The sequence below is a fragment of the Chromohalobacter marismortui genome (assembly GCF_004364315.1).
GTDB lineage: Bacteria > Pseudomonadota > Gammaproteobacteria > Pseudomonadales > Halomonadaceae > Chromohalobacter > Chromohalobacter marismortui.
In genome coordinates this window covers 16590-39550 of the sequence record NZ_SOBR01000001.1, presented here as the reverse complement: position 1 = coordinate 39550, position 22961 = coordinate 16590, and the positions used below count along the sequence as shown (strand labels likewise).

General features: G+C 63.9%; 18 protein-coding genes. 10 read left to right on the top strand and 8 right to left on the bottom strand.

What is annotated here, in order from left to right; genetic code table 11:
- The first annotated feature begins 166 nt into the window (after positions 1 to 166).
- On the top strand, positions 167 to 1828 hold the full coding sequence (locus C8E00_RS00155; RefSeq protein ID WP_133693205.1) for a peptidoglycan DD-metalloendopeptidase family protein: 1662 nt from the start codon (positions 167 to 169) through the stop codon (positions 1826 to 1828).
- A gap of 71 nt (positions 1829 to 1899) precedes the next feature.
- Here the strand turns inward: C8E00_RS00155 and C8E00_RS00150 are convergent, their stop codons facing one another.
- Together C8E00_RS00150 and C8E00_RS00145 are read right to left on the bottom strand one after the other, a co-directional pair.
- A complete protein-coding gene (locus tag C8E00_RS00150; protein ID WP_133693203.1) occupies positions 1900 to 3129 on the bottom strand; it encodes a CmpA/NrtA family ABC transporter substrate-binding protein in 1230 nt (409 codons plus the stop codon).
- 9 nt (positions 3130 to 3138) lie between these two features.
- The gene (locus C8E00_RS00145; protein ID WP_243833066.1) at positions 3139 to 3717 is read right to left on the bottom strand and encodes an ANTAR domain-containing response regulator; all 579 of its coding nucleotides are present in this window, start codon (positions 3715 to 3717) and stop codon (positions 3139 to 3141) included.
- 364 nt (positions 3718 to 4081) lie between these two features.
- Between C8E00_RS00145 and C8E00_RS00140 the strand changes: the two genes are divergently transcribed.
- The gene (locus tag C8E00_RS00140) at positions 4082 to 5437 is read left to right on the top strand and encodes a NarK family nitrate/nitrite MFS transporter (protein ID WP_133693199.1); all 1356 of its coding nucleotides are present in this window, start codon (positions 4082 to 4084) and stop codon (positions 5435 to 5437) included.
- A 154-nt stretch (positions 5438 to 5591) separates the two neighbouring features.
- Positions 5592 to 6068 carry a peroxiredoxin gene (locus C8E00_RS00135; RefSeq protein WP_133693197.1) on the top strand — a complete coding sequence of 159 codons (477 nt, stop codon included), beginning with the start codon at positions 5592 to 5594 and terminating at the stop codon, positions 6066 to 6068.
- Between the two features lie 77 nt (positions 6069 to 6145).
- Here C8E00_RS00135 and C8E00_RS16770 read toward each other — a convergent pair whose 3' ends face one another.
- On the bottom strand, positions 6146 to 6589 hold the full coding sequence (locus C8E00_RS16770) for an Lrp/AsnC family transcriptional regulator (protein ID WP_133693195.1): 444 nt from the start codon (positions 6587 to 6589) through the stop codon (positions 6146 to 6148).
- 105 nt (positions 6590 to 6694) lie between these two features.
- On the opposite strand from C8E00_RS16770, the gene C8E00_RS00125 reads away from it, so the two are divergent.
- From C8E00_RS00125 to C8E00_RS00115, 3 genes are all read left to right on the top strand, one after another.
- Positions 6695 to 7294: a LysE family translocator gene (locus C8E00_RS00125; RefSeq protein WP_133693193.1), complete on the top strand. Its 600-nt coding sequence runs from the start codon at positions 6695 to 6697 to the stop codon at positions 7292 to 7294.
- A 92-nt stretch (positions 7295 to 7386) separates the two neighbouring features.
- Positions 7387 to 8151, top strand: coding sequence for an SDR family oxidoreductase (locus tag C8E00_RS00120; RefSeq protein WP_133693191.1), 765 nt, complete (start codon positions 7387 to 7389; stop codon positions 8149 to 8151).
- A gap of 437 nt (positions 8152 to 8588) precedes the next feature.
- Positions 8589 to 9020 (top strand): GFA family protein, encoded by a 432-nt coding sequence (locus C8E00_RS00115; RefSeq protein WP_133693189.1) that lies wholly within the window; start codon positions 8589 to 8591, stop codon positions 9018 to 9020.
- Between the two features lie 55 nt (positions 9021 to 9075).
- Here the strand turns inward: C8E00_RS00115 and C8E00_RS00110 are convergent, their stop codons facing one another.
- The gene (locus tag C8E00_RS00110; RefSeq protein ID WP_133693187.1) at positions 9076 to 10566 is read right to left on the bottom strand and encodes a CoA-acylating methylmalonate-semialdehyde dehydrogenase; all 1491 of its coding nucleotides are present in this window, start codon (positions 10564 to 10566) and stop codon (positions 9076 to 9078) included.
- 191 nt (positions 10567 to 10757) lie between these two features.
- Positions 10758 to 12101 carry an omega-aminotransferase AptA gene (aptA, locus tag C8E00_RS00105; protein WP_133693185.1) on the bottom strand — a complete coding sequence of 448 codons (1344 nt, stop codon included), beginning with the start codon at positions 12099 to 12101 and terminating at the stop codon, positions 10758 to 10760.
- A 168-nt stretch (positions 12102 to 12269) separates the two neighbouring features.
- On the opposite strand from aptA, the gene C8E00_RS00100 reads away from it, so the two are divergent.
- On the top strand, positions 12270 to 13211 hold the full coding sequence (locus tag C8E00_RS00100; RefSeq protein ID WP_133693183.1) for a LysR family transcriptional regulator: 942 nt from the start codon (positions 12270 to 12272) through the stop codon (positions 13209 to 13211).
- On the opposite strand, the gene C8E00_RS00095 is transcribed toward C8E00_RS00100, so the two are convergent.
- The gene (locus C8E00_RS00095) at positions 13195 to 13908 is read right to left on the bottom strand and encodes a DMT family transporter (RefSeq protein WP_133693181.1); all 714 of its coding nucleotides are present in this window, start codon (positions 13906 to 13908) and stop codon (positions 13195 to 13197) included. The two genes, C8E00_RS00100 and C8E00_RS00095, sit on opposite strands and share 17 nt — an antisense overlap.
- A 97-nt stretch (positions 13909 to 14005) precedes the next feature.
- Between C8E00_RS00095 and C8E00_RS00090 the strand changes: the two genes are divergently transcribed.
- Positions 14006 to 14944 carry a LysR substrate-binding domain-containing protein gene (locus C8E00_RS00090; RefSeq protein WP_133693179.1) on the top strand — a complete coding sequence of 313 codons (939 nt, stop codon included), beginning with the start codon at positions 14006 to 14008 and terminating at the stop codon, positions 14942 to 14944.
- 16 nt (positions 14945 to 14960) lie between these two features.
- Here the strand turns inward: C8E00_RS00090 and cobA are convergent, their stop codons facing one another.
- Together cobA and C8E00_RS00080 are read right to left on the bottom strand one after the other, a co-directional pair.
- Complete coding sequence (gene cobA, locus C8E00_RS00085; RefSeq protein ID WP_133694451.1) at positions 14961 to 15767, bottom strand: uroporphyrinogen-III C-methyltransferase; 807 nt, start codon at positions 15765 to 15767, stop codon at positions 14961 to 14963.
- Positions 15768 to 15828: 61 nt separating this feature from the next.
- Complete coding sequence (locus C8E00_RS00080; protein ID WP_133693178.1) at positions 15829 to 18516, bottom strand: nitrate reductase; 2688 nt, start codon at positions 18514 to 18516, stop codon at positions 15829 to 15831.
- Between the two features lie 597 nt (positions 18517 to 19113).
- Here C8E00_RS00080 and C8E00_RS00075 point away from each other — a divergent pair.
- On the top strand, positions 19114 to 20379 hold the full coding sequence (locus C8E00_RS00075; protein WP_133693177.1) for an NAD(P)/FAD-dependent oxidoreductase: 1266 nt from the start codon (positions 19114 to 19116) through the stop codon (positions 20377 to 20379).
- 2 nt (positions 20380 to 20381) lie between these two features.
- On the top strand, positions 20382 to 22943 hold the full coding sequence (gene nirB / locus C8E00_RS00070) for a nitrite reductase large subunit NirB (RefSeq protein WP_133694448.1): 2562 nt from the start codon (positions 20382 to 20384) through the stop codon (positions 22941 to 22943).
- Positions 22944 to 22961 lie beyond the last annotated feature (18 nt).

The following is a 22961-nucleotide window of genomic DNA, read 5'->3' as shown; positions in this document are numbered from 1 at the left end:
GGTAAGGGACTACCAACATAGCCACTTACTTTAGGCTATAAGCAAGCCGACGACACCGGCTTGCCCTTGCTGTATGCATGAACAGGATAGGCATTTCATATTACTTGAGTTATCGTTTCGATGCCTTTTATCTATTTAACGTTCACGTATACGGCTTCTATCAATCATGTCGCGGATTCTTCATTCGCTCCCCCGCACACATAAATTACTCTTGTTACCGGTTGCCACTATGGTGACTGTGCTGGGCGCGCATCAAATCGTCACCGTCATCGACGACAAGGGTGGTGAATCAGCCACTCACCAGATCACTCAAGAGGCCGACGATGTTCATTCGTCGTCTCCTTCGCTCGCGGACAATGCCCTCGATTCCTCGAAGACCGTCACCACGCGCAATCTCCCTCTGAGCGACCTCAAGGCTCAGGAAATCGTCGATCTCGACATCGTCGCCAAGGCACATGCGGCCGAGGACACCATGCCCGGGACATCGGCTTCCGAGGCACGCGGCGCGCATCCTCATCTGGCTGCGAAAGCGCTTCACACTGCCATCCAGCTCCCGAACACGTTACCCGAGGACGAGCTCGATGACGAAGCGCTTGGCGGTACGTCCTACGAAGACTTCTCCATCGACCCGGCAGAGCTCCACGATCCGGATGGCTCTCCCGAGCTCGAACGAGAAATCGCTGCCGAGCAAGAATTCGTTCCGGAGTGGCAGACCTATACCGTGCAACCTGGTGACACGTTCGCCGTCACGGCAGAACGTACACTGGGACTCGGCTATAGCACCGTGATGCAAATCCTGGGCAGCATGCCTGACAAGAAAGTCTTGACACGCTGGCGCGTGGGTCGCTCGTTCGATTACAAGCTAGACGAGGATGGCGACTTACTGGCATTGCGTGTCATGAAAAATGTCCGCAAGGGATACCTGATCAAGCGTCACTCGCCTCAAGACGATTTCGACGTATCCAGCATCACCAAGGCCACCCAGACCACCCAACGTCTATTCGCCGGCACGGTCAGTGGCAGCTTCACGTTATCGGCCCAATCCACGGGCCTATCCAATGCCGACGTCGCTCAACTGACCAACCTGCTGTCGAAGAAACTGGATTTTCGCCGCAACACGCGTAACGGCGATCATTTTCAGGTACTCGTCGAATCCGACATGCTGAAAGGCGAAAGCGTCGACTCGCGCATTCTCGCCGCGCAATACAAGGGCGAGCGCATGGACCTGACCGTGGTCCGCAACAGCGCCGACGATCGCTTCTACACACCCGACGGAAAAGGCCTGGACCCGGCGTTCAACCGCTATCCGTTCGAGGGTCACTATCGCATCAGCTCCCCCTTCAACCTGCGTCGTCACCATCCGATCACCGGACGCATCAGTCCTCATCGCGGCACGGACTTCGCCATGCGTACCGGCACCCCCGTCGAAGCACCGGCCGCCGGGCGCGTCATCAAGTCCGCCTTTCAGGCGGGCGGCGCCGGCAAATATCTGGTCATCCGCCACGATAATGGCTACAAGACACGCTACATGCACCTCTCCAAGCAACTCGTGTCGGAAGGTGAGCGTGTCGAGATGGGCGAAAAAATCGCACTGACCGGCAATACCGGCGGTAGCACGGGCCCGCACCTGCATTACGAGGTGATGGTCAATAACCGCTCCGTAGATGCCATGCGCGTCAAGTTGCCCGAAAACCAGAGCCTGAAAGGCAAGCAGCTGGCGGCGTTCAAGAAAGAGTCAAAGCCATTGCTCGCCAAGCTGGAAAGCGACAGCGATATTCCGGCCATCGCCAGCGTACAGCTTGACGAGGCGCCCGGTGACGAAGGCTGAGTCGCCGGCCTACTTACTGTACTTAACTGGTTCGGCAAACCGCCCCACCCAACGCTGGGGCGGTTTGCGTTTCAGCTTTCGCTATCGTCGTCGCGCCCTGAAAAATGCCCGCCACCCAACAGCAGATCGCTCCCCATGGCGATGGCACCGCGGCACCCTGCCAGCGGCCATTCCGTCGCATGTTCACCTTCGCGCTTGGTATCGACGAGTGGATAATTGAAGCCAAGATCGTCGGCCGCTTCGCGAAACAGGTCCGGCCGGACGCAGCGGGCCAGGCACGCCTTCAGTACCGACTCCTCGACATTCAGATGCTGCCAACGCCGCATCTGATCGGCATACCACGCCAGGTGCGAGCGCCAAGGGAAGTTCGCGGCATGGCGATGGAACACACTCACGCCATGCGGTGCCGGCGTATCTCCCGCCGCCATGCTTTCCTCCACCACGTTGGGGGGCACATCCAGATACCCCTTTTCGCACATCACGCGTGCCGCCTCGACACGCTGCGCCGGCCTATCCAGCCAGGCGCATGCCTCGAGTAGCGCTCGTAGCAACGCACGGTGCGCTGCCGGATGGGCATCGGCCCATGCCTCGCGTACCGCGAAGACTTTTTCTTGGCCGTGCTGCCAGATGGCATGACTGCCGATCAGCACACGACCGCTTTCGCGACGTGCCGCGAGCGTGTTCCAGGGTTCGCCGACACAGTAGCCATCCAGCCACCCGGCCTCGAGTTGCTCCGCCACCAAGGGCGGGGGCACCACGCGCAATTCGAGATCGCGATCGGGATCGACCCCCCCTTCCGCCAGCCAGTAGCGCAGCTGATAGTGGTGTGAAGAAAAGGGATAGACGCTAGCGAAACGCAATGCCGTCTGACCGGCGGTCCGCCGTTGGCGCACCACTGCCGCCAATGCACGGGCGGAAATCGGTGCCTGCATCATCGCCTCGGGCTCGGCCGCCTGCATGCTGGCATACAGCGCATTGGACACGGTGATGGCATTCCCCCCGAGATTCAGCGTCAGCGCCGAAAGCATCGGTGTAGGGCGTCCATCGAGCCCCAATGTCGAGGCCAGCGGCATCAAGGGCAGCATCTGTGCACCCTCGAGAAGCCCGAGCTGCATAGCATCGCGCAGGCCGGCCCACGACGATTCGACATGCAACGTCACATCCAGACCATGCGCTGCAAACAAGCCACGTTCTCGCGCCACCACCAGTGGCGCCGCATCGTTGAGCGGCAACATGCCCAGGGTCAGCGTATCGCGCTCGGGAGAAGGCCATTCTCCTCGAGGTATCCGGCGATCGTTCATCATTCTCTCCTACGAGCCGACATCGTCGCTGGCCAAGACAGCCTGGGCGACCTCGTGAATGGTCAGCCGACGATTCATGGCGTGCTTACGTAGCCACTGATAAGCGGCGTCTTCACTGAACGCGTGCGTTTCCATCAATTGGCTCTTGGCGCGTTCAATGGTGCGCCGCTGCGAGAGCGTGGTCTGAGTCTTGGTCAGTTCTCCCTTGAGAGCGCGATGCGCTTCAAAGCTGGCAATCGCCACGTTGACCATCGAACGCACCAGCGCCGGCTGTACGTCCTCGACCACATACGCACTGACGCCTACGCTCGTCGCTTCTCGCGTCAAATTCGGCGTTTCTTCCTCGGCCAGCATGATCATCGGCTTGGGAAAGCGGCGGCCCAGTTGGCCCATGTGCTCCAAGGTATCGCGACTGGGCAGCGCCGCATCGATGATCACCGCATCCGGCGTGACGCGCGTCATGATGGCGTAGAGATCGTCATGCTCGTCGGCACGCGTCACCACGTCGAAGCCCGCTTCGTGCAGCGCTTGTTCCAGTGCACGGGAGCGCTCCGGCCGCGCATCCACGATCAGCACCTTCACGGTCATGCGCATTTCTCTCCTGGGTGCTTGTCTCCCTGCAATGCAGGTTGCATGCCAAGTAATGCCCTGCGGCAGCCCATGCCACACCGTCTTTGCACATCAGCGGTGCGCCATCGATGCATGACAACGGTGCGATAACGCCTCAAGGCGCACCAAACGCATGCCGATGCACCGCTCTGGAATGATCAACCAAGGCATTCATCATTGCCGTGCTCCATTGGCACGCCTCTTGCCTTTTATATGGCAGCAGGACGTGGACCAGGCTCGCCAAGTGAGTACGAGTGCGTCGAACCCCAGGACCCGGCCCTTCAAACCGAAGGTCGCCGACGTCGCGTTCGATCTCCGCTACTCCAACGTTAGAGGATGAGCCATGGAAATCCGCAACAAAGCCAACAAGATACGGCTTTTCAGCCTCAAGACACCGCAGATGCGTGCCTTCCACATGTCGTGGTTCGCATTTCACGTCTGCTTCTTCGGTTGGTTCGGTATCGCCCCTTTGATGGCAGTGGTACGCGACGATCTCGGTCTGACCAAGACCCAGATCGGCAACACCATCATCGCCTCTGTCGCCATCACGGTGCTGGTCCGCTTGGTCATCGGCCTACTCTGCGACAAGATCGGGCCACGCAAGGCCTACACCTGGCTGCTATGCCTCGGCTCGCTGCCCGTGATGCTGATCGGCTTCGCCGACAGCTTCGAGACCTTCCTGCTGGCACGCCTGGCGATCGGAGCCATCGGCGCCTCGTTCGTCATCACGCAGTACCATACCTCGGTGATGTTCGGCCCCAACGTCGTCGGCACCGCCAACGCCACCACGGCGGGCTGGGGCAACCTGGGCGGCGGCACCACGCAAATCCTCATGCCCCTGGTGTTCTCCGGCATTGTGATGCTGGGCGTCAATGAAGCGCTCGGCTGGCGTCTGGCCATGGTCGTTCCCGGCATCGTGCTGTTCTTGACCGGCATTGCCTATTACGTCTTTACCCAGGACGCCCCCGACGGCAACTACGATACGCTTCGGGCGCGCGGCGAGCTTCCCTACCCGGAGAAGGAACATGGCATGGCACACAGCTTCGGCGCCGCCATGCGGGACGTGCGTGTATGGGCGCTGTTCATCGTCTATGCCGCCTGCTTCGGCGTCGAATTGACCATCAACAACATCGCGGCCATCTATTTCTTCGACACCTTCGAACTCGATCTGGCCACCGCCGGACTCATCGCCGGGCTATTTGGATTAATGAACTTGTTCGCCCGCACTCTCGGCGGTATCTTCTCTGATCTTTTCGCCCGCCATGGGGGGCTCAAGGGGCGCGTGCGCTGGCTGTTCATCGCCATGCTCTGCGAAGGGGTCGCCCTGATGGGCTTCGCCCAGATGCAGACGCTGGCGCTCGCCATCGGCATCATGCTGGTCTTCAGCCTGTTCACCCAGATGGCCGAGGGCGCCACCTTCGGGGTCGTCCCCTTTATCAACAAGAAAGCGCTCGGCGCCGTGGCCGGCATCGTCGGCGCGGGCGGTAACGCAGGGGCCGTGGCGGCGGGCTTCCTGTTCCGCAGCGAGTCGCTGAGTTATCAGCAAGGGCTGTTTTATCTTGGCCTGGCCGTGCTGCTTGCCTCGTTTTGTGCCTTGCTGGTGCGCTTCTCGCCGCAGGTTCTCGCCGAAGAAGACGCCGCCTACCGTGATGCCGCAGCAGATAACGCAACGCCCAGTGACGCCATCGCCGCTCGTTGACCCTCATCCTCTCGTGGATGCACGCAAAAGCCACCGCCCAAGAGCGGTGGTAGGTGCCATGGTGACGCTCACCACACCACATCAAGGGGTTGCGGCATCCGCCATGATTAGCGCATTGTGAATGGTCAGGATCGACCACCTACAGGAGTTCACTATGACCATCGCGCAAGGCGACAAGCTACCCAGCATCACCCTCAAGACCAACGGTGCCAATGGCCCGGAAGACCTCGATACCGGCGAGTTCTTCGCCGGCAAGCGCGTGGTACTGTTCGCGGTACCCGGTGCCTTCACGCCGGGGTGCTCCAACACTCACATGCCGGGCTTCGTGATCAATGCCGACGACATTCTCGCCAAGGGGGTGGACGCCATCGCCTGCCTGGCCGTCAACGATGCCTTCGTGCTCGGCGCCTGGCAGCAGGATCAAAACGCCCAGGCGATCACCATGCTCGCCGATGGTCACGCCGACTTCACTCGCGCCATCGGTATGGAGAAGGATGCCAGCGGCGCCGGCATGGGCACCCGCAGCCAGCGTTATGCCATGATCGTCGACGACGGCGTGGTGAGCTACCTGGGCGTCGATGAAAAGGGCGTCGAGAAGAGCAGCGCCGAAACCATTCTCGCCAATCTGTAAGATTATGCATCGGCGTCCTGCCGATGCTCGCTACTGCTTCCCTCCTCGGCCGGTGCATCCGGGCACTGGCCGACCGATCAACGCCGCTCGTCTTTCGGTGAGCTCATCACGATGTGCGTCGTGATCGCGCTGACGTGGGGCTGCGTCCCCAGCATTTCGGTGTGAAAGCGTTTGTAGCTTGCCAAGTCCTGACTTTCGACTCGCAAGAGATACTCGAACGTGCCGGCGATGTTGTGACATTCGACCACGTCGGAGGCGACATGCATCGCTCGCTCGAAGGTTTCCTGAGCGACCTTGGTGTGCGATGACAGTCCCACGGTGACATACGCCACGAACCCGCGTCCCATGCGCTGGGGATCGGTCACCGCGCGATAGCCGCGAATCACCCCCGTGCGCTCGAGCTCCTGGACACGACGCAGGCATGCCGAAGGCGATAATGCGACGCGCTCGGCCAGTTGCACGTTGCTGACACGACCATCCTGCGTGAGCTCTTGCAATATTCTGCGGTCTACAGCATCCATTTCATTCCTTCATTGCATGAAACGCGCATAAAAGACGATATAAAACCCAATATTGCGTAACGATTCTCTTAAAATTTCACACCACATGCAAAGAGAGAATCGTTCATGAATTTCTCCACACTCGCTGCCCTGCTGGGCTTCGCGCTGGTCACCACCGCGACCCCGGGACCGAACAACCTCATGCTAATGGCTTCCGGTGCCAACTTCGGGTTTCGCAGAACCGTGCCGCACATGATAGGCATCGTCGGCGGCTTGACCGTATTGACCCTGATGGCCGGTGTAGGTCTGATGGCGCTGTTCGACGCCTTTCCACTCCTGCGTAACGTCCTGGAAGTCATCTCCATCGGTTATCTGCTCTGGCTGGCTTGGAAGATCGCCACGGCCGCGCCGCTGAAAGACACGGCGACCGGCGGTCAACCGATGACCTTCTGGCAAGCCGCGGCTTTCCAGTGGGTGAATCCCAAGGCGTGGGCTATGGGGCTGTCGGCGATCACGCTTTATGCGCCCGACCGCTCGCTACTATCCATCGCACTGGTGGCATCAGCCTTCGCCCTGGTCTGCTTCCCGGCGATTTCCATCTGGGCCTGGCTGGGCACGGTGGTTCGCCATTGGCTCTCAAGCGCCCGGCGTCATCGCGCGTTCAATATCGCCATGGCCGTATTGCTCGTGGCCTCGCTCTATCCGGTGTTGGGTATCGGTGGGTAAGAAGCATCATCGTGCCGATAAATTTCGCGCTAGACTGGTCGGGTCATTCGTCATGACACCCGCCACACGACAAGACAAGGAGATGACACGCGATGACGCTATTCGATCTCACCGGCAAGACGGCCCTGATCACCGGTTCATCCGGCGGCCTCGGGTATGCCATGGCCAAGGGTCTGGCGGAAGCCGGCGCGCGCGTGATCGTGCACGGACGCAACACCGAGAAGCTCGAGCAGGCCCGAAAGGCCCTCGCCGAGACGCGGCACGACGTGCTCGTCACCTCGTTCGATGTCACCGACGAGGCCGCCATCGAGGGGGCGCTCGCCGACCTCGACGCCCAGGGCGTCGACATCGACATCCTGGTCAACAATGCCGGTATCCAGCTGCGCAAACCGCTCGTCGAGACATCCCACGAGGAATGGCAGAAAGTGCTCGACACCAACCTGAGCAGTACCTTCCTGATGGGACGCCACGTGGCCAGGCGGATGATCGCTCGCGGTCAAGGCGGCAAGGTCGTCAATATCGGCTCGCTGATGAGCTCGGTAGCCCGTCCCACGGTCGGTGCCTATACCGCCGCCAAGGGAGGCGTGCGCCTGATCACGCAGTCGATGGCCGCGGAATGGGCCGAGCACGGCATTCAAGCCAACGCCATCGGCCCCGGCTACATGATCACCGAAATGACCCAGCCCCTCGTCGACAAGCCCGAGTTCAACGACTGGATCATCAATCGGACACCCGCGCGTCGCTGGGGCACCCCGGACGATCTGGTCGGCACCGTGGTCTATCTGGCTGCTCCCGCCTCGAATTTCGTCAACGGCCAGATCATCTATGTCGATGGCGGCCTGCTCTCGGTGATTTAGGCTACCGTGCCCTTGCGTGGTGCAACGGGACGGGCATTTTGCCCGTCCTGGGGCACGGCGCCTCCGTTTCGGCACGTCCCTGCACGCCTCTCCTACTCGCTAAACCATATAATTAACTGTATTTAAAGGGAATTAACAAACATGGCATGCGCTTCGCTATCTATAAGACACGAAGGACGTCACCCATGATACAAGGCGATACCTTCCCCCTTTTTAGCGTCGCTGAACGACAGCGATGAACCGAGTGAGCTGGCGTGCTCCCCTAGTCCCCTTCTTGGGGACTTTTTTTTGCATCTCATACGTTGGGGGGATCGCTCGGCATCGGCCACACTATTGCCTGAGCCGTTGGTCGCCGACATCATCGAGGCCATTGACTGACTCCCCCATTCCTGACGACATTGCCGGTCTTCATCGACCCTCACCAGAAGGAGCCCATCATGTCAGCATCCCAAGAGAGCCGAGGCACCTGCCTGTGCGGCGCCGTCAGCATCCGTGTCATGCTCGAGCGTCATGACGTGAGCGTTTGCCACTGCCGCATGTGCCAGACTTGGAGTGGCGGACCGATGTTCGCCGTCGAAAGCGAGATGCCCATGACCCTCGAGGGCGAGGAAAACGTCGGCGTCTACGCTTCCTCGGACTGGGCCGAGCGCGGCTTCTGTCGCCAGTGCGGCACGCACCTTTTCTACCGTCTCGCCAATGGGCAGCACTACGCCTTTCCCGTCGGTTTGCTGGATGCCGGCGAACCCTGGGCCATCGCACAGCAGATTTTCATCGACGAAAAACCAAGCTTCTACGATTTCGCCAACGACACGCCGTGCCTGACCGGCGACGAGGTCTTCGCGCAATTCGCGGGCAGTGCCGGCAGCTAGGCACTGCTGCCAGCCAAGGAAGCGATGGCCCCGTTTGAAGCGGGGCCATCGAGCGTCAGGAAGGAAAGGAGAACTGCGCGCCCTCTCGGACGCCGGCCGACGGCCAGCGCTGGGTCACGGTCTTGCGCTTGGTGTAAAAACGCACGGCATCGGGCCCGTAGGCGGCCAGGTCGCCGAACAGCGAGCGCTTCCAGCCGCCGAAGCTGTGGTAGGACACCGGCACCGGCAGCGGCACGTTGATGCCGACCATGCCCACCTGGATACGATCGCTGAAGTAGCGCGCCGCCTCGCCGTCACGGGTGTAGATGCAGGTGCCGTTGCCATATTCGTGGTCGTCGATCAGCCGCATGGCCTCCTCCATGGTGCCGACACGCACCACCAGCAGCACCGGCCCGAAGATCTCCTCGAGATAGCAGGTCATGTCGGGCGTGACGCGGTCGATCAGCGTCCCGCCGACATAAAAGCCGTGCTCGTGCCCCGGTACCTGGATACGACGACCATCGACCACGATATCGGCGCCCTGCTGCTCGGCGCTGTCGATGTGGCCGCAGACCTTTTCCTGATGGGCCTTGGTGATCACCGGGCCGAAGTCGTTGTCGGCGTCATGGAAGGGGCCGACCTTCAGGGTCTTCATCTGCGTCTGCATCTTGGCGATCAACGCGTCGGCGGTCTCGTCGCCCACCGCCACCGCCACCGACAGCGCCATGCAGCGTTCCCCCGAGGAGCCGAAGGCAGCCCCGTTCAGGGAATTGACCACGTTGTCCATGTCGGCGTCGGGCATCACGATGGCGTGGTTCTTGGCGCCGCCGAGGGCCTGGCAGCGCTTGCCGTTGGCACTGGCGCGCTGGAGGATGGTGTCGGCGATCGGCGTGGAACCGACGAAGCTCACGGCCTTCACGCGGTCGTCGTCGAGCAGGGTATCGACCGCCTCCTTGTCGCCGTTGACCACGTTCAGCACGCCGGCGGGCAGGCCCGCTTCAAGGGCCAGTTCGGCGATGTAGAGCGCCGAGGTCGGGTCGCGCTCGGAGGGCTTGAGCACGAAGGTGTTGCCGCAGGCGATGGCCATGGGATACATCCACAGCGGCACCATGGCCGGGAAGTTGAACGGCGTGATGCCGGCCACCACGCCCAGCGGCTGGAACTCGCTCCAGGCGTCGATGCCGGGCCCGGTGTTCTTGCTGTACTCGCCCTTGAGCAGCTCCGGCACGCCGCAGGCATATTCCACGTTCTCGATGCCGCGCTGCAGTTCGCCCTTGGCATCGTGCACGATCTTGCCGTGCTCCTGGCCGATCAGCCGGGCGATCTCGTCGGCGTTCTGCTCCAGCAGCTGCTTGAAGTTGAACATCACCCGCGCCCGCTTGACGGGCGGCGTGTCGCGCCAGGCCGGGAAGGCGGCCTGGGCGGCGGCGATGGCGTCCTCGACGGTGGCCTTGCTGGCCAGGCTCACCTGGCCGCCGACCTCACCGGTGGAGGGATTGAAGATGTCCTGGGTGCGTCCTTCTCCGGCGACGCGTGAGCCGTTGATCAGATGGCCGAGTGTGGTCATATGCTGCCTCTCTGAGGGAGTGTTATATGGCTTGAGTTCTTCAGCCCATTCATGTGGTCGACACTGGCGGAGTACTCGGGGCTGCTCCGTCGACGGGGCCGCGAGGAGGCCCGTCACCCCTTCCCTGGGCACTACATCCGCCATCCATGACGGATTATCCCCGGCGCGCATCTCGACAGGCGTCGCCTGATTTATTCCAGTTCGCCGATGGCGTCGCCCAGCCCATTGACGAGGCGATCGATCTCCTCGCGCTCGACGATGAACGGCAGGCCGAGCTGGAGGGTGTCGCCGCCATAGCGCACGTAGAAGCCCTTTTCCCAGCACTTCATGGCGATCTCGAAAGGACGCCGCCCCGGCTCGCCGGGATACGGTTCGATCTGCAGAGCGCCGGCGAGGCCGTAGTTGCGGATGTCGCTGATGTAGCGCGTCCCCTTGAGAGAATGCAGCGCATTTTCGAAGATCGGCGCCATCTCTCTGACTCGCTCGATGAGGCGGTCGTTCTCGAGCACATCCAGCGCGGCCAGGGCGGCGGCACAAGCCACCGGGTGCCCCGAATAGGTATAGCCGTGGGGCAGCTCGAGCATGTAGTCGGGGCCGCCCTGTTCCATGAAGGTCCGATAGATCTCGCCCTGCACGATCACCGCGCCCATGGGTACCGCCCCATTGGTCAACTGCTTGGCGACATTGAGCAGATCCGGCACCACGCCGAACTCTTCGGCCCCGGTCATCGATCCCATGCGCCCGAAGCCGGTGATGACCTCGTCGAAGATGAGCAGGATGTTGTGCTGGTCGCAGATCTCGCGCAGGCGCTTGAGATAGCCTTTGGGCGGCGGAATCACCCCGGCGGAGCCGGCCAGCGGCTCGACGATCACCGCCGCGATGTTGGAGGCATCATGCAGCGCGATCAGCTCCAGCAACTCATCGGCGCGCTCGGCCCCCCGCTCAGGCATGCCCTGGGTGAAGGCGTTCTCCGGGAGTAGCGTGTGCGGCAGGTGATCGGCATCCACGCCCTGGCCAAACATGGTGCGATTGGCGCCGATGCCGCCCAGGCTGAAACCGCCGAAGTTGACGCCGTGATACCCCTTGGCACGCCCGATCAGCTTGGTCTTGCTTGGCTTGCCCTTCTTGCGCCAGTAAGCACGCGCTATCTTCAGCGAGGTATCGGCACTCTCCGAGCCTGAGCCGGTGAAGAACACATGATCGAGGCCCTGAGGCGTCAATTCCCGCAGGCGATGCGCCAACTCGAAGGCCTTGGGGTGGCCGTACTGGAAGGCCGGCGAGTAGTCCAGCTCGCCGAGTTGGCGACTGACCGCCTCGGTGATTTCGGGGCGGCAATGCCCCGCACCGCAGGTCCACAGCCCCGAGAGCGCATCGAAGACTTGGCGACCCTGGGCATCGGTAAGATAGCTGCCCTTGGCGCCCACGATGAGGCGTGGATCGCGCTTGAATTGCCGATTGCCGGTATACGGCATCCAGTAGGCGTCCAGCTGCTCCGGGCTCAAACCCGCCATGGGGGGAAACTCGCGATCCGACATGTCTTCTCCTGCCGATAGGCGGTGATGAATGGTGCTACCGAAAATCTAGGCGGGGCGGCGGATAAGTTAAATCCAGAAATACTGAATCTCATTCAAGTCACTGGTTAACTTTACGGGCCGGCAGGGCTATCCTCGCAGGTGTCCGCCGTCGAGATGAGGAATCCCGCCATGCCTTCCCGCAGCGAGACCCTGATGGGGCAGCCGAGCGATGCCGATCTGCGCCTGCTGAGGATCTACCGCAAGGTCGTAGAGTGCGGCGGGTTCTCCGCCGCCGAAGTGGAACTCAACATCAGCCGTGCGGCGATCAGCATGGCGATGAACGACCTGGAGACACGGCTCGGCCTGCGGCTATGCCAGCGAGGACGCGGCGGCTTCGCCCTCACCGACGAGGGCGCGGAGGTCTACGCTGCCACCCTCCAGCTGCAGACGGCCGTGGCGGGATTCCGGACACGCATCAATGGCCTGCATGCCCGTCTCAAGGGCGAGCTCAGCATCGGCATCACCGATAACCTGGTGACCATGCCCGAGATGTATATCACCGATGCCCTCAGCGCGCTCAAGGCGCGGGGGCCCGAGGTGCGCATCAATATCCGCATGATGCCGCCCAGCGACATCGAACTGGGCGTGCTGGACGGTCGCTTGCATACCGGCGTGATCCCGGCACTCAAGACATTGCCGGGGCTTGCGTATCTGCCGCTCTACGAGGAAGCGTCGCGACTCTACTGCGCCGCCGATCATCCGCTCTTCGACGTCGAGGACGTGGACGAGGAACAACTCGCTGCGCATGACGCCGTGGTGCCCGCCTACGCCCAGACGCCGGAGGTCAAGGCGTGCCATGCTCCGCTCAAGGCCGCCGCCTCGGCGACCGACCGCGAAGGCATCGCCTTCTTGATCCTGTCCGGCCGCTATATCGGCTACTTGCCGACCCACTATGCCGAACGCTGGGTGCGCGACGGCCGCATGCGTGCCTTGAACCCCGAACGCTGGCATTACCTGACCCGCTACAGCGCCATCACTCGCAAGGGCGCGCCGCCCAATCTGGTCGTGGAAAGCTACCTCGAGGAACTGGGTCGCCTGACCCGGGCCTCTGCCATCACGCCTGGCGACTGACCAGCACGATCCCCAGCAGAATCGCCGCCCCGCCGAGCAGGAAGTTCCAGCTCAAGGGCTCGTCCAGCAAGGCGGCGCCGAAGAGCACTCCGAAGATCGGTGACAGGAACGAAAACACACCCAGTTGCGAGGCCCAGTAACGGCGCAGCAGGGCGAACCACAACAGCAGGGCACCGAACGAGATGACCAGCGTCTGAAAGGTCATGCTGGCCACGGCCATGCCGCTGGGCGTGGCCTGCTGCCAATCGCCCAGCCACAGGGTGATGGGCAACAACAGCGCGCCCGCCGTCAGGAGTTGGTACGTCAGCGTCTGCACGGGGGGCGCCTCGGAAAGCGAGGAGCGACGCACCACCAGGGTGGTGGCGGCCCATGACAGCCCCGCCAGCAAGCCCAGGGCGTCGCCCAGGAGAATGTCGCCGGCCGGCGCCCCGGGGGCGGCCGAGGGCGCCATGGCGACCAGCATGCCCTGAATGCGCGCGACGATCAGCACCATTACCCCCGCCAGCAGCGAGCGCAACGCGATCTGGCTCAAGGGCGTGATATCGTCGGCCACGGCCTTGATGGCCACCTGCTGCAGTCCCAGCACCAGACAAAACCCGGTCATCGCGATGCCGGCAGGCATATCCAGGCCGCGTCGCAATCGCGGCGACGCCACATCCGGCCTTGCCGCGACAGTCTCCAAGGAAGATTCCTTCATGCTTCCACCCTTTGTTGAATCGAGACTCAGTGGAGCATTTGCCGCGCTGCAATCCAAACGATTAATCTGCAGCCTCAGGCTCAGGAAAACTCAACTCATGACGCTCGAACGACTTCCCCTCAATGCCCTGCGCGCCTTCGTCGAGGCCGCGCGCGAGGGCAGTTTCAAAACCGCGGCGGCACGCTTGAACGTCACGCCGGGGGCGATCAGTCGTCAGGTCAAGCAGCTCGAGGCGCGGCTGGGCATCGCGCTGTTCGAGCGTCACCCGCACGGCGTCAGCGTCACACAGGCAGGCCGGCAGTTGGCGCACGATGTCGATGCCGGGCTCGAGCGCATCGCCGCCGGCGTACAAGCCGTTCATGAGCGCGCCCATGCGGCCACCACGCTGACTCTCAGCGCCCCGCCCTCCTTCACTCAATTCTGGCTGCTCCCGCGTCTGGCGGCATTCGAAGCACTGGAAAGTCACGTCGAGATCTCCCTGGACGCGGACCAGGACCTGAGCGCCCCGATATGGCACGGTGATGGCGCACGGCTCGCCCTGCGCTACGGACGCGGCCCCTGGGCCGGCGTCGACAGCCACCGCCTGTTCGACGACAAGCTGTTCCCGGTCTGCGCGCCGGCGTTGCTGGAGCGCTCTCCCGTCGCAACGCCGGCCGACCTGCTTGCCCACCCCTTGCTCGACGTGGTCTGGGAATCCCGCCAGAACGTCGCGTTCCCCGGCTGGCGCGACTGGTTCGACGCCGCCGGGCTACCCGACCGGACACTGCCGATTCAGCAGCGCTTCTCTCTCTACGGCCTGGCCCTGGACCAAGCGATCGCCGGGCGCGGCGTGATGCTCGCCAACCCCGCCGTCGTCGCCGACCGCCACGCCAGCGGCGTCCTGGTGCGCCCCTTCGGGGATCGTCACGTGATCGACTCGCCCTTTACCTACGACCTGATCCTGCCGAGCACCGGTCACGCGCCCCCCGCGATACGGGGTTTCATCGACTGGCTGCTCGGCGAAGCGGCCAGGTTTCGAGACGGCGGCATTGGCTGACACGCCAGTTCCAGCGTCATGCCTGCGTAACGACGCGGTCTGCATGGCGGGTCGTGTCGGCCATCGTGACCACGCTGCCCACGACGATCAGGCACGGCGAGGGAAGTGGCGTGGCGGCGAGCCTTTCGGGCATGTCGCCGAGCGTGCCGATCAAGGTTTGCTGCTCGGGCAGCGAGGCATTGGCGGCGAGCATGATCGGCCAGTCATCGGGCAGGCCGGCGTCGCGCAATCCGCGACAGATCGCGTCGACCCTGGAAAGCCCCATGTAGAACACCAGCGTCTCGTCACGCCGCGCCAGGTCGTGCCAGTCCGGCTCGCCACTGGCGCGGCAATGCTGGGCGGTGACCAGGCGTAGCTGCTGTGCGTGGGCGCGGTCGGTGAGCGGCATGCCGAGGGTGGCGGCGGCGGCGGAGGCCGCCGTGATGCCGGGGACGACCTCCGTGGGCAGGCCGGCCTCGCCGAGAATCGCGAGTTCCTCGCCCATGCGACCGAAAATCCCGGGGTCGCCGCCCTTCAGACGCACGACCGACTTCCCTTCCCGCGCCAGCCGAGCCAGCAAGGCGCCGATCTCGGCCTGTGGCACGCTGTGATGCCCGCGGGCCTTGCCGACGTAATAGCGTTCGCGCGACGGGGGAATCATGGCCAGGATATCGTCGCCGACCAGACGGTCATAGACGATGACATCAGCCTGCGTGAGCAGTCGCCAGGCACGCAGGGTCAGCAGATCGGCGTGACCGGCACCGGCACCTACCAGATACACATGGCCTGGCCGCACCACCGGCGCCACATGCGTGGCGGGTGTCTCCCGGCACATCGTGGCCATGCCATTTTCCGGCCGGTGGGTCATGCGTCCCAGCCAGGCGCCCCAGGAAGCGACGCGGCCCTCAGGCCGTTTCCAGCGTGTCAGCAGCGCGAGCATGGGTCACCTCCTCGTCGAGCAATGACTTGAGTTCGGGAGTGCAGGAGCCGCACTGCGTCCCGCAGGCCAGACGCGCGCCGAGCGCATCGACATTCGTATCGCCACGCCGGATGGCCTCGCGAATCGTCTTGGCGCCGACCTGGTGACAACTGCACACCACCGGGCCCGTATCGGCCTGCCCCGAGGCGCTGCCCGCCAGGACGCGGCGACGCTGTTCGTCGGTCAGCGCGGCGTCGCCGAACCGCGCATCGAGCCAGGCCAGCCCCGGCAGTTCACTGGGCGGCCCGACCATCAGCCACCACACCAGACGCCCATTGCGAAGCCCCGCGGCCCGCAGACGGCCGCTGGTCGCGTCCTCGCACCACAGCGTCGCCTCGACGCTGAACCGCGCGGCGCACCAGGCCAGCCAGTCGCGTGACGTGGTGCTGGCGATCTGCCAGCGCTGGGCGTGATTCAGCGGCATTCGCGCCCAGTAGGCATCGTCGCTCTGAAGGGGGGCTCGAGCGCACATCGGCGCCAGCAGGAGCGTCGCCTCCTCGGCCACGTCGAGCGGCTCGCAAGCCACCGCGCCGTGCTTGGTCTCCGGCTGCCCCGAGAGCGGATCGGTCAGCGGCGCGAACAGCGTGCCGACACGCCCGGCCCCAGTGAACTGGGCGTTCCAGTGGATGGGAATGAAGACATCGCCACGCCGCTGCGACGTGGCGACACGCACCCGTACCCGGGCTTCGCCCCAACGGTTGAAGACCCGCGCCAGTCCCCCGTCGACGAGGGCGTGCGCCCGGGCATCCTGCGGGTGGATATCGACATAGGGTTCGGCGCGATGGTTGAGTAGGCGCGGGGCACGACCGGTCCGCGTCATGGTGTGCCACTGATCGCGCACGCGTCCGCTGTTGAGGCGTAGCGGGTAGCGAGCCTCCACCGCCTGTTCGGGCAGCGCCGGGCGCACCGGCACCAGTCGCGCCAGACCGTCCGGGGTGGCGAAGCGCCCCGTCTCGAACAACCGGGCGGTGCCCTGCGGCGCCTCGGCGGTCACCGGCCACTGCAGCGGCACCAGCGCGTCATAGGCGTGACGGTCCAGGTCACTCAGGGCGGAAATATCGAACACACGCGGCACTCCATCGGCCCGGTTGGCGTGTCCGGAAAGTCGCGCGTGCTCGACGAAGATATCGCGAGGATGGCGATACTCGAACGCTTCTTCATACCCCAGATGCTTGGCGACTTGGGTGATGATCCACCAGTCGTGGCGCGCCTCACCGGGCGGCGGCAACATGCCGCGCTGGCGCGAAATTCGCCGCTCGGAGTTGGTCACGGTGCCATCCTTCTCCGCCCAGGAACTGGCCGGCAGCACGATGTCGGCATAGGCCAGGGTGTCGGTATCCGCCATGCATTCGGAGACGATCACCAGTGGGCATTTCGCCAGGGCGCGCTTGGCTTGATCGGCATCCGGCAGGCTGACCACGGGATTGGTGGCCATGATCCACAGCGCCTGGATCTCGCCACGCTCGATGGCCTCGAATAGCTCGACGGCCTTGAGGCCCGGGCCCTCCGGCAAGTGAGGAGCATGCCAAAATTCCGTTACCAGCGCCTGAGCCCCCGGCGTGTGGTAGTCCATGTGTGCCGCCAGTTGATTCGCTAGGCCTCCCACCTCGCGCCCACCCATGGCATTGGGTTGGCCGGTGATCGAAAACGGCCCGGCACCCGGCAGGCCCAGCTTGCCGCCCGCCAGATGGCAATTGATGATGGCGTTGCACTTGTCGGTGCCACTGGTGGACTGATTGACGCCCTGGGAATACAGCGTCACCACGTGCAATTGTGAAGCGAACCAGTAATAGAAGGTTTCCAAGGCCTCGATGTCCAATTCGCAATCGTCGGCGATACCCGCCAGCGTCGTCGCTTCGTCACGGGCCGCCGCCAAGGCATCGTCTAGCCCTTGGGTATGGCGTTCCAGATAGACCGCATCCAGCTTGTCCTTGTCGGCCATGAAGGCCAGCAGTCCATTGAAGATCCGCGCGTCGCTGCCCGGCTTGAGCGGCAGATAGAGATCTGCGATCTCGCAGGTGTCGGTCACCCGGGGATCGATCACCACCACACGCATCAACGGGTTGCGCTGCTTGGCGGTGCGCAGACGCTGGAAGAGCACCGGATGATTCCAGGCCAGGTTGCTGCCCACCAGCACCACCAGCTCGGCCTCTTCCAAATCCTCGTAATTGCACGGCACGGCATCGGCACCGAAGGCGCGCTTGTAGCCCGCCACTGCGGACGCCATGCAGAGCCGCGAGTTGGTATCCAGGTGCGGCGAACCCAGAAAGCCCTTGAACAGCTTGTTGGCGGCGTAATAGTCCTCGGTGAGCAACTGGCCGGAGAGATAGCCGGCAATCGCCTGACCGCCATGTTCATCGCGCACCGCCGCCAGGCGTGTCGCCACCTGGTCGAGCGCATCGCCCCAGCTCACCTCGCGCCCGTCCACGCGTGGTGCGAGCAAGCGTCCGTGATCACCCAGCGTTTCATGCAACGCCGAGCCCTTCACGCACAGCCGTCCATAGTTGGCGGGGTGGTCCCGATCGCCTTCGACGCCGGTCATGACGCCGTCTTCGATGGTTGCCTTGACGCCGCAACCAACGCCGCAATAGGGGCAGGTCGTGTGATGCTGCATGCTGTCTCGCCCTCCGCCTGCAAACGCAAGAGGCCCGACCCCGCCGCAGCAGGATCAGGCCTCTTTGCCTGGTAGGGCGACCGTGCAGGCCGCCCGCCAATGATGAATTGCGTCTCGCCGCCGTTGGCGTTTTCGGCGCGCCGTGGCCGAAAAGATGACGTATACATTGTTTGCAAATCCAGCGCCATCTTGGGCCTAATGCCGTTTAAACAACCACTTGGACTGGCACCTGGCTGGCGGTCCCGTGCCTACTCACACCCCGAGGCACCAGCCTGGTGCAATCCGCGCGCCATTCGCACAACCAGCGCACACGTCTCGCCATCCGCTGCCACCGACGCGGGCTACCAAAACCGCCCAAACGACTGAAAAGAAAGCCTTAGCGGACGATTGGCATGCCTCTGGCATAACTCAGGGCAAGGCGGGTCAACGTCGACCCCTTGGGCTTGAGACGCACATACGTCTCGCGCCGGCCGGAGCCGACACACGGTTCATGACAACACGATTACCTTCAGGCAAAGGCGCCTGGCATCCGATTTCCCCATCGGGTGTCAGGCGCTTTTGCGTTTCTGCAGTACATTTTCAGGGAGGCACAGGGGCATGAGCGCAAACGACGAACATCTGGTGATCGTCGGCAACGGCATGGCCGGGCATCGCTTGCTTGAGCGCGTGCTGGCGCATCCCCATCGTCCGCGTCACATCACCATCCTCGGCGACGAACCGGAGACGGCCTATAACCGCATCCTGCTCTCGCCCTGGCTGGCCGGCGAGATGGACCGCTCGGCACTGACGCTGCGCGAGCGCGATTGGTACACGGCGCAAGGCGTGACCCTGATCGCCGGCGAGCGCGCCACCGCCATCGATCGGCGATGCCGGACGTTGACCACCGACCAGGGACGCCGACTCGCCTACGACCGGCTGGTGCTCGCCACCGGATCGCGTGCCGCACGCCCCTCGGTGACGGGCAGCGACCTCGACGGCATCCACGCCTTTCGTGATCTCGAGGACGGCGAGCGGCTGGCCAGCCTGGCCGACGCAGGCGGCCGCGCCGTGGTCATCGGCGGCGGCTTGCTCGGCCTGGAAGCCGCCGAAGGCATGCGCAAGCGCGGCATGACGGTCAGCGTCGTGCACCGCGCGACGCACCTGATGAACCGCCAGCTCGACGCCACTGCCGCCGGCATGCTCGCCGCCGAGCTGCGCGCCCGCGGCCTTGAGATCCACACCGGCGCCGACCTCGCGGCCTATGCCCCGAATGCCGACGGCCAGCGCGCCACCGGTGTCGTCCTGAGCGACGGGACCACGCTCGCGGCCGACTGCGTCGTCGCGGCGATCGGCATCGTGCCCAACACCTCACTCGCCGAACGCGCCGGCCTGACGACCGCGCGCGGCATTCAGGTCGATGCCTTCATGACCACTTCCGATCCGCACATTTCAGCGCTCGGCGAATGCTGTGAGTTCGAGGGCACCACCTACGGCTTGATCGAGCCCATCTGGCGCCAGGTCGAAGTACTCGCCGCACGGTTGTGCGGCGACACACCCGAGCCCTACCGCGAACGCCCCTGCGCCACCAAGCTCAAGGTCAGCGGGATCTCGCTGTACGCCTTCGGCCCCATCACGCCCGCGCCCGAGCACGACGTGCTCACTTATCACGACCCGCAGCACGGCGACTACCGCCGCCTACTGCTTCGCGATGGCCGCCTGGAAGGCGCTGTCCTCTACGGCGATACCGCCGCCGGCCCGTGGTACTTCCAATGCGCCCTGGCCGGCCATGACCTGAGCGCCGGCCGCCAAGCGCTGCTATTCGGCGAGCACGACGCGCAACCGTTACTCGATACGCCCGACACTCTATCGGAGGAAGCCGCATGAGCATGCCCACACCCCCCAACGCACCGCGCTTGATCGTGATCGGCAACGGCATGGTCGGCCATCACCTGATCGAGCAGCTCGTCGAGCTCGGCGCCCATCGCCAATACGCCATCATCGTGTTCGGCGAGGAGCGCCATCCGGCCTACGACCGCGTACACCTCTCTGAATACTTCAGCGGCCGTGATGCCCAGTCACTGGCGCTCTCGAGTACCGACTACTACGCCGAGCACGGCATCGAACTGCGCATTCACGACAGCGTGACCGCCATCGATCGCGACACCAACGAGGTCGTCACCGAATCTGGCCGTCATCCCTATGATCGCCTGGTTCTGGCGACCGGCTCCTACCCGTTCGTGCCGCCGATTCCCGGCAACGACCGCGAGAAATGCCTGGTCTATCGCACCCTGGATGACCTCGATGCCATTCGCGAGGCCGCCGAAGACGCCACCACCGGCGTGGTCGTCGGCGGTGGCCTGCTGGGCCTGGAGGCCGCCAATGCCCTGCGCGGCCTGAACCTGGATACCGCCGTGGTCGAGTTCGCGCCCCGTCTGATGCCCATGCAGGTGGACGCCGAAGGCGGCAAGTTGCTGCGCGAGAAGATCGAAGCCCTGGGCGTGCAGGTGCTCACCGATCGCGCCACGCAGCGTATCGAGGCCGGCGAGACGAGCTTTCACCGCATGGTCTTCCAGGACGACAAGATGCTGGAAACCGATCTCATCGTGTTCTCCGCCGGCATCCGGCCTCGCGATCAACTGGCGCGAGACTGCGCCCTGGAAATCGGCGAACGTGGTGGCGTGGTCATCGATGACCGCTGCCTGACCAGCGACCCCGCGATCCTCGCCGTCGGCGAGGTCGCATTGTGGAATCAAAGCATCTTCGGGCTGGTCGCGCCGGGCTATCAGATGGCGAAAGTCGCCGCCGCCACGCTGACCGAGGGCGATGCGACCTTCACCGGCGCCGACATGAGCACCAAGCTCAAGCTGCTGGGCGTGGATGTCGGTGCCATCGGCGACGCCCATGGTGATCGCACGCCGGGCGCGCGCACCTTCCGCTACCTGGACGAGATCAAGCAGGAATACCGCAAGCTGGTGGTGTCCAGCGACGCCAAGAAACTACTCGGCGCCATGCTGGTCGGCGACAACGCGACCTACGACACCCTGATGCAGTACTACGCCAACGGCCTCGAGCTCCCCGAGGACCCGGCCTCGCTGATCCTGCCCTCCAGTGATGGCGCCCCCACCCTGGGGCCGGACGCGCTGCCCGAAACGGCGACGATCTGCTCATGCCACAACGTCACCAAGGGCGATATCTGCGCCACGCTCGACGACGGCGCCCTGGATCTGGCCAGCGTCAAAGGCGAGACCAAGGCCAGCACCGGCTGCGGCGGCTGCGCGGCGCTGCTCAAGAGTGTTGTCGATCATGAACTGGAAGCGCGCGGTGTCGAGGTCGATCAATCGCTGTGCGAGCACTTCGCTCACACCCGCCAAGAGCTCTATTCCATTGTCCGCGTGGAGGGCATCAAGACCTTCAGCGAACTGATCGAAAAGCACGGCACGACCACCGGTCACGGCCTCGGCTCTTCATCAGCCCCGAAGCTTGGCTCTTCATCAGCCCCGAAGCTCGGCTGCGATATCTGCAAGCCCGCGGTGGCCTCGATCCTGGCGGCCTGCTTCAACGAGCCAATCACCGATGCCGCCCACGTGCCGCTGCAGGACACCAACGACACCTTCATGGCCAACATGCAGAAGAACGGTACCTACTCCGTGGTGCCCCGCATCCCCGGCGGCGAGATCACACCCGAGAAGCTGATCGTGCTGGGCGAAGTCGGCAAGAAGTACGGGCTCTACACCAAGATCACCGGCGGACAGCGCGTCGACCTGTTCGGCGCCCAGTTGCATCAGCTCCCCGACATCTGGGGCGAACTGATCGAGGCCGGCTTCGAGACCGGCCACGCCTACGGCAAGGCCACGCGCACGGTGAAATCCTGCGTGGGTAGCACCTGGTGCCGCTATGGCGTGCAGGACAGCGTGGGCATGGCGATCCGCCTCGAGGAACGCTACAAGGGGCTGCGCTCGCCGCACAAGCTCAAGTTCGCCGTCTCCGGCTGTACCCGCGAGTGCGCCGAGGCGCAAAGCAAGGATGTCGGCGTGATCGCCACCGAACACGGCTGGAACCTCTACGTGTGCGGCAACGGCGGCATGCGTCCGCGTCATGCCGAGCTGTTCGCCACCGATCTCGACGACGCGCAGTTGATCCGCACCATCGACCGCTTCCTGATGTTCTACATCCGCACCGCCGACCGCCTGCAGCGCACCTCGGTGTGGCGCGAGAACCTCGACGGGGGACTCGCCTATCTCAAGGACGTGGTACTCGACGACAGTCTCGGCCTCGGCGACGCGCTGGAGGCCCAGATGCAACACGTCATCGACACCTATGAGTGCGAATGGGCCAACACCCTCTCCAGTCCGGAGAAGCTCACGCGCTTTCGCACCTTCGTCAATGACAGCCGCCCCGATCCGGACATCATCGTGACCGAGGAGCGCGGCCAGCTCCGGCCGGCCTAAGCTATTGGACACTAATGA

What these genes read in the sequence shown, in the direction of transcription:
- C8E00_RS00155 (WP_133693205.1), top strand. Translation starts at nt 167, where the DNA reads ATGTCGCGGATTCTTCATTCGCTCCCCCGCACACATAAATTACTCTTG.
- C8E00_RS00150 (WP_133693203.1), bottom strand. Translation starts at nt 3,129, where the DNA reads ATGAACGATCGCCGGATACCTCGAGGAGAATGGCCTTCTCCCGAGCGC.
- C8E00_RS00145 (WP_243833066.1), bottom strand. Translation starts at nt 3,717, where the DNA reads ATGACCGTGAAGGTGCTGATCGTGGATGCGCGGCCGGAGCGCTCCCGT.
- C8E00_RS00140 (WP_133693199.1), top strand. Translation starts at nt 4,082, where the DNA reads ATGGAAATCCGCAACAAAGCCAACAAGATACGGCTTTTCAGCCTCAAG.
- C8E00_RS00135 (WP_133693197.1), top strand. Translation starts at nt 5,592, where the DNA reads ATGACCATCGCGCAAGGCGACAAGCTACCCAGCATCACCCTCAAGACC.
- C8E00_RS16770 (WP_133693195.1), bottom strand. Translation starts at nt 6,589, where the DNA reads ATGGATGCTGTAGACCGCAGAATATTGCAAGAGCTCACGCAGGATGGT.
- C8E00_RS00125 (WP_133693193.1), top strand. Translation starts at nt 6,695, where the DNA reads ATGAATTTCTCCACACTCGCTGCCCTGCTGGGCTTCGCGCTGGTCACC.
- C8E00_RS00120 (WP_133693191.1), top strand. Translation starts at nt 7,387, where the DNA reads ATGACGCTATTCGATCTCACCGGCAAGACGGCCCTGATCACCGGTTCA.
- C8E00_RS00115 (WP_133693189.1), top strand. Translation starts at nt 8,589, where the DNA reads ATGTCAGCATCCCAAGAGAGCCGAGGCACCTGCCTGTGCGGCGCCGTC.
- C8E00_RS00110 (WP_133693187.1), bottom strand. Translation starts at nt 10,566, where the DNA reads ATGACCACACTCGGCCATCTGATCAACGGCTCACGCGTCGCCGGAGAA.
- aptA (WP_133693185.1), bottom strand. Translation starts at nt 12,101, where the DNA reads ATGTCGGATCGCGAGTTTCCCCCCATGGCGGGTTTGAGCCCGGAGCAG.
- C8E00_RS00100 (WP_133693183.1), top strand. Translation starts at nt 12,270, where the DNA reads ATGCCTTCCCGCAGCGAGACCCTGATGGGGCAGCCGAGCGATGCCGAT.
- C8E00_RS00095 (WP_133693181.1), bottom strand. Translation starts at nt 13,908, where the DNA reads ATGAAGGAATCTTCCTTGGAGACTGTCGCGGCAAGGCCGGATGTGGCG.
- C8E00_RS00090 (WP_133693179.1), top strand. Translation starts at nt 14,006, where the DNA reads ATGACGCTCGAACGACTTCCCCTCAATGCCCTGCGCGCCTTCGTCGAG.
- cobA (WP_133694451.1), bottom strand. Translation starts at nt 15,767, where the DNA reads ATGGCCACGATGTGCCGGGAGACACCCGCCACGCATGTGGCGCCGGTG.
- C8E00_RS00080 (WP_133693178.1), bottom strand. Translation starts at nt 18,516, where the DNA reads ATGCAGCATCACACGACCTGCCCCTATTGCGGCGTTGGTTGCGGCGTC.
- C8E00_RS00075 (WP_133693177.1), top strand. Translation starts at nt 19,114, where the DNA reads ATGAGCGCAAACGACGAACATCTGGTGATCGTCGGCAACGGCATGGCC.
- nirB (WP_133694448.1), top strand. Translation starts at nt 20,382, where the DNA reads ATGCCCACACCCCCCAACGCACCGCGCTTGATCGTGATCGGCAACGGC.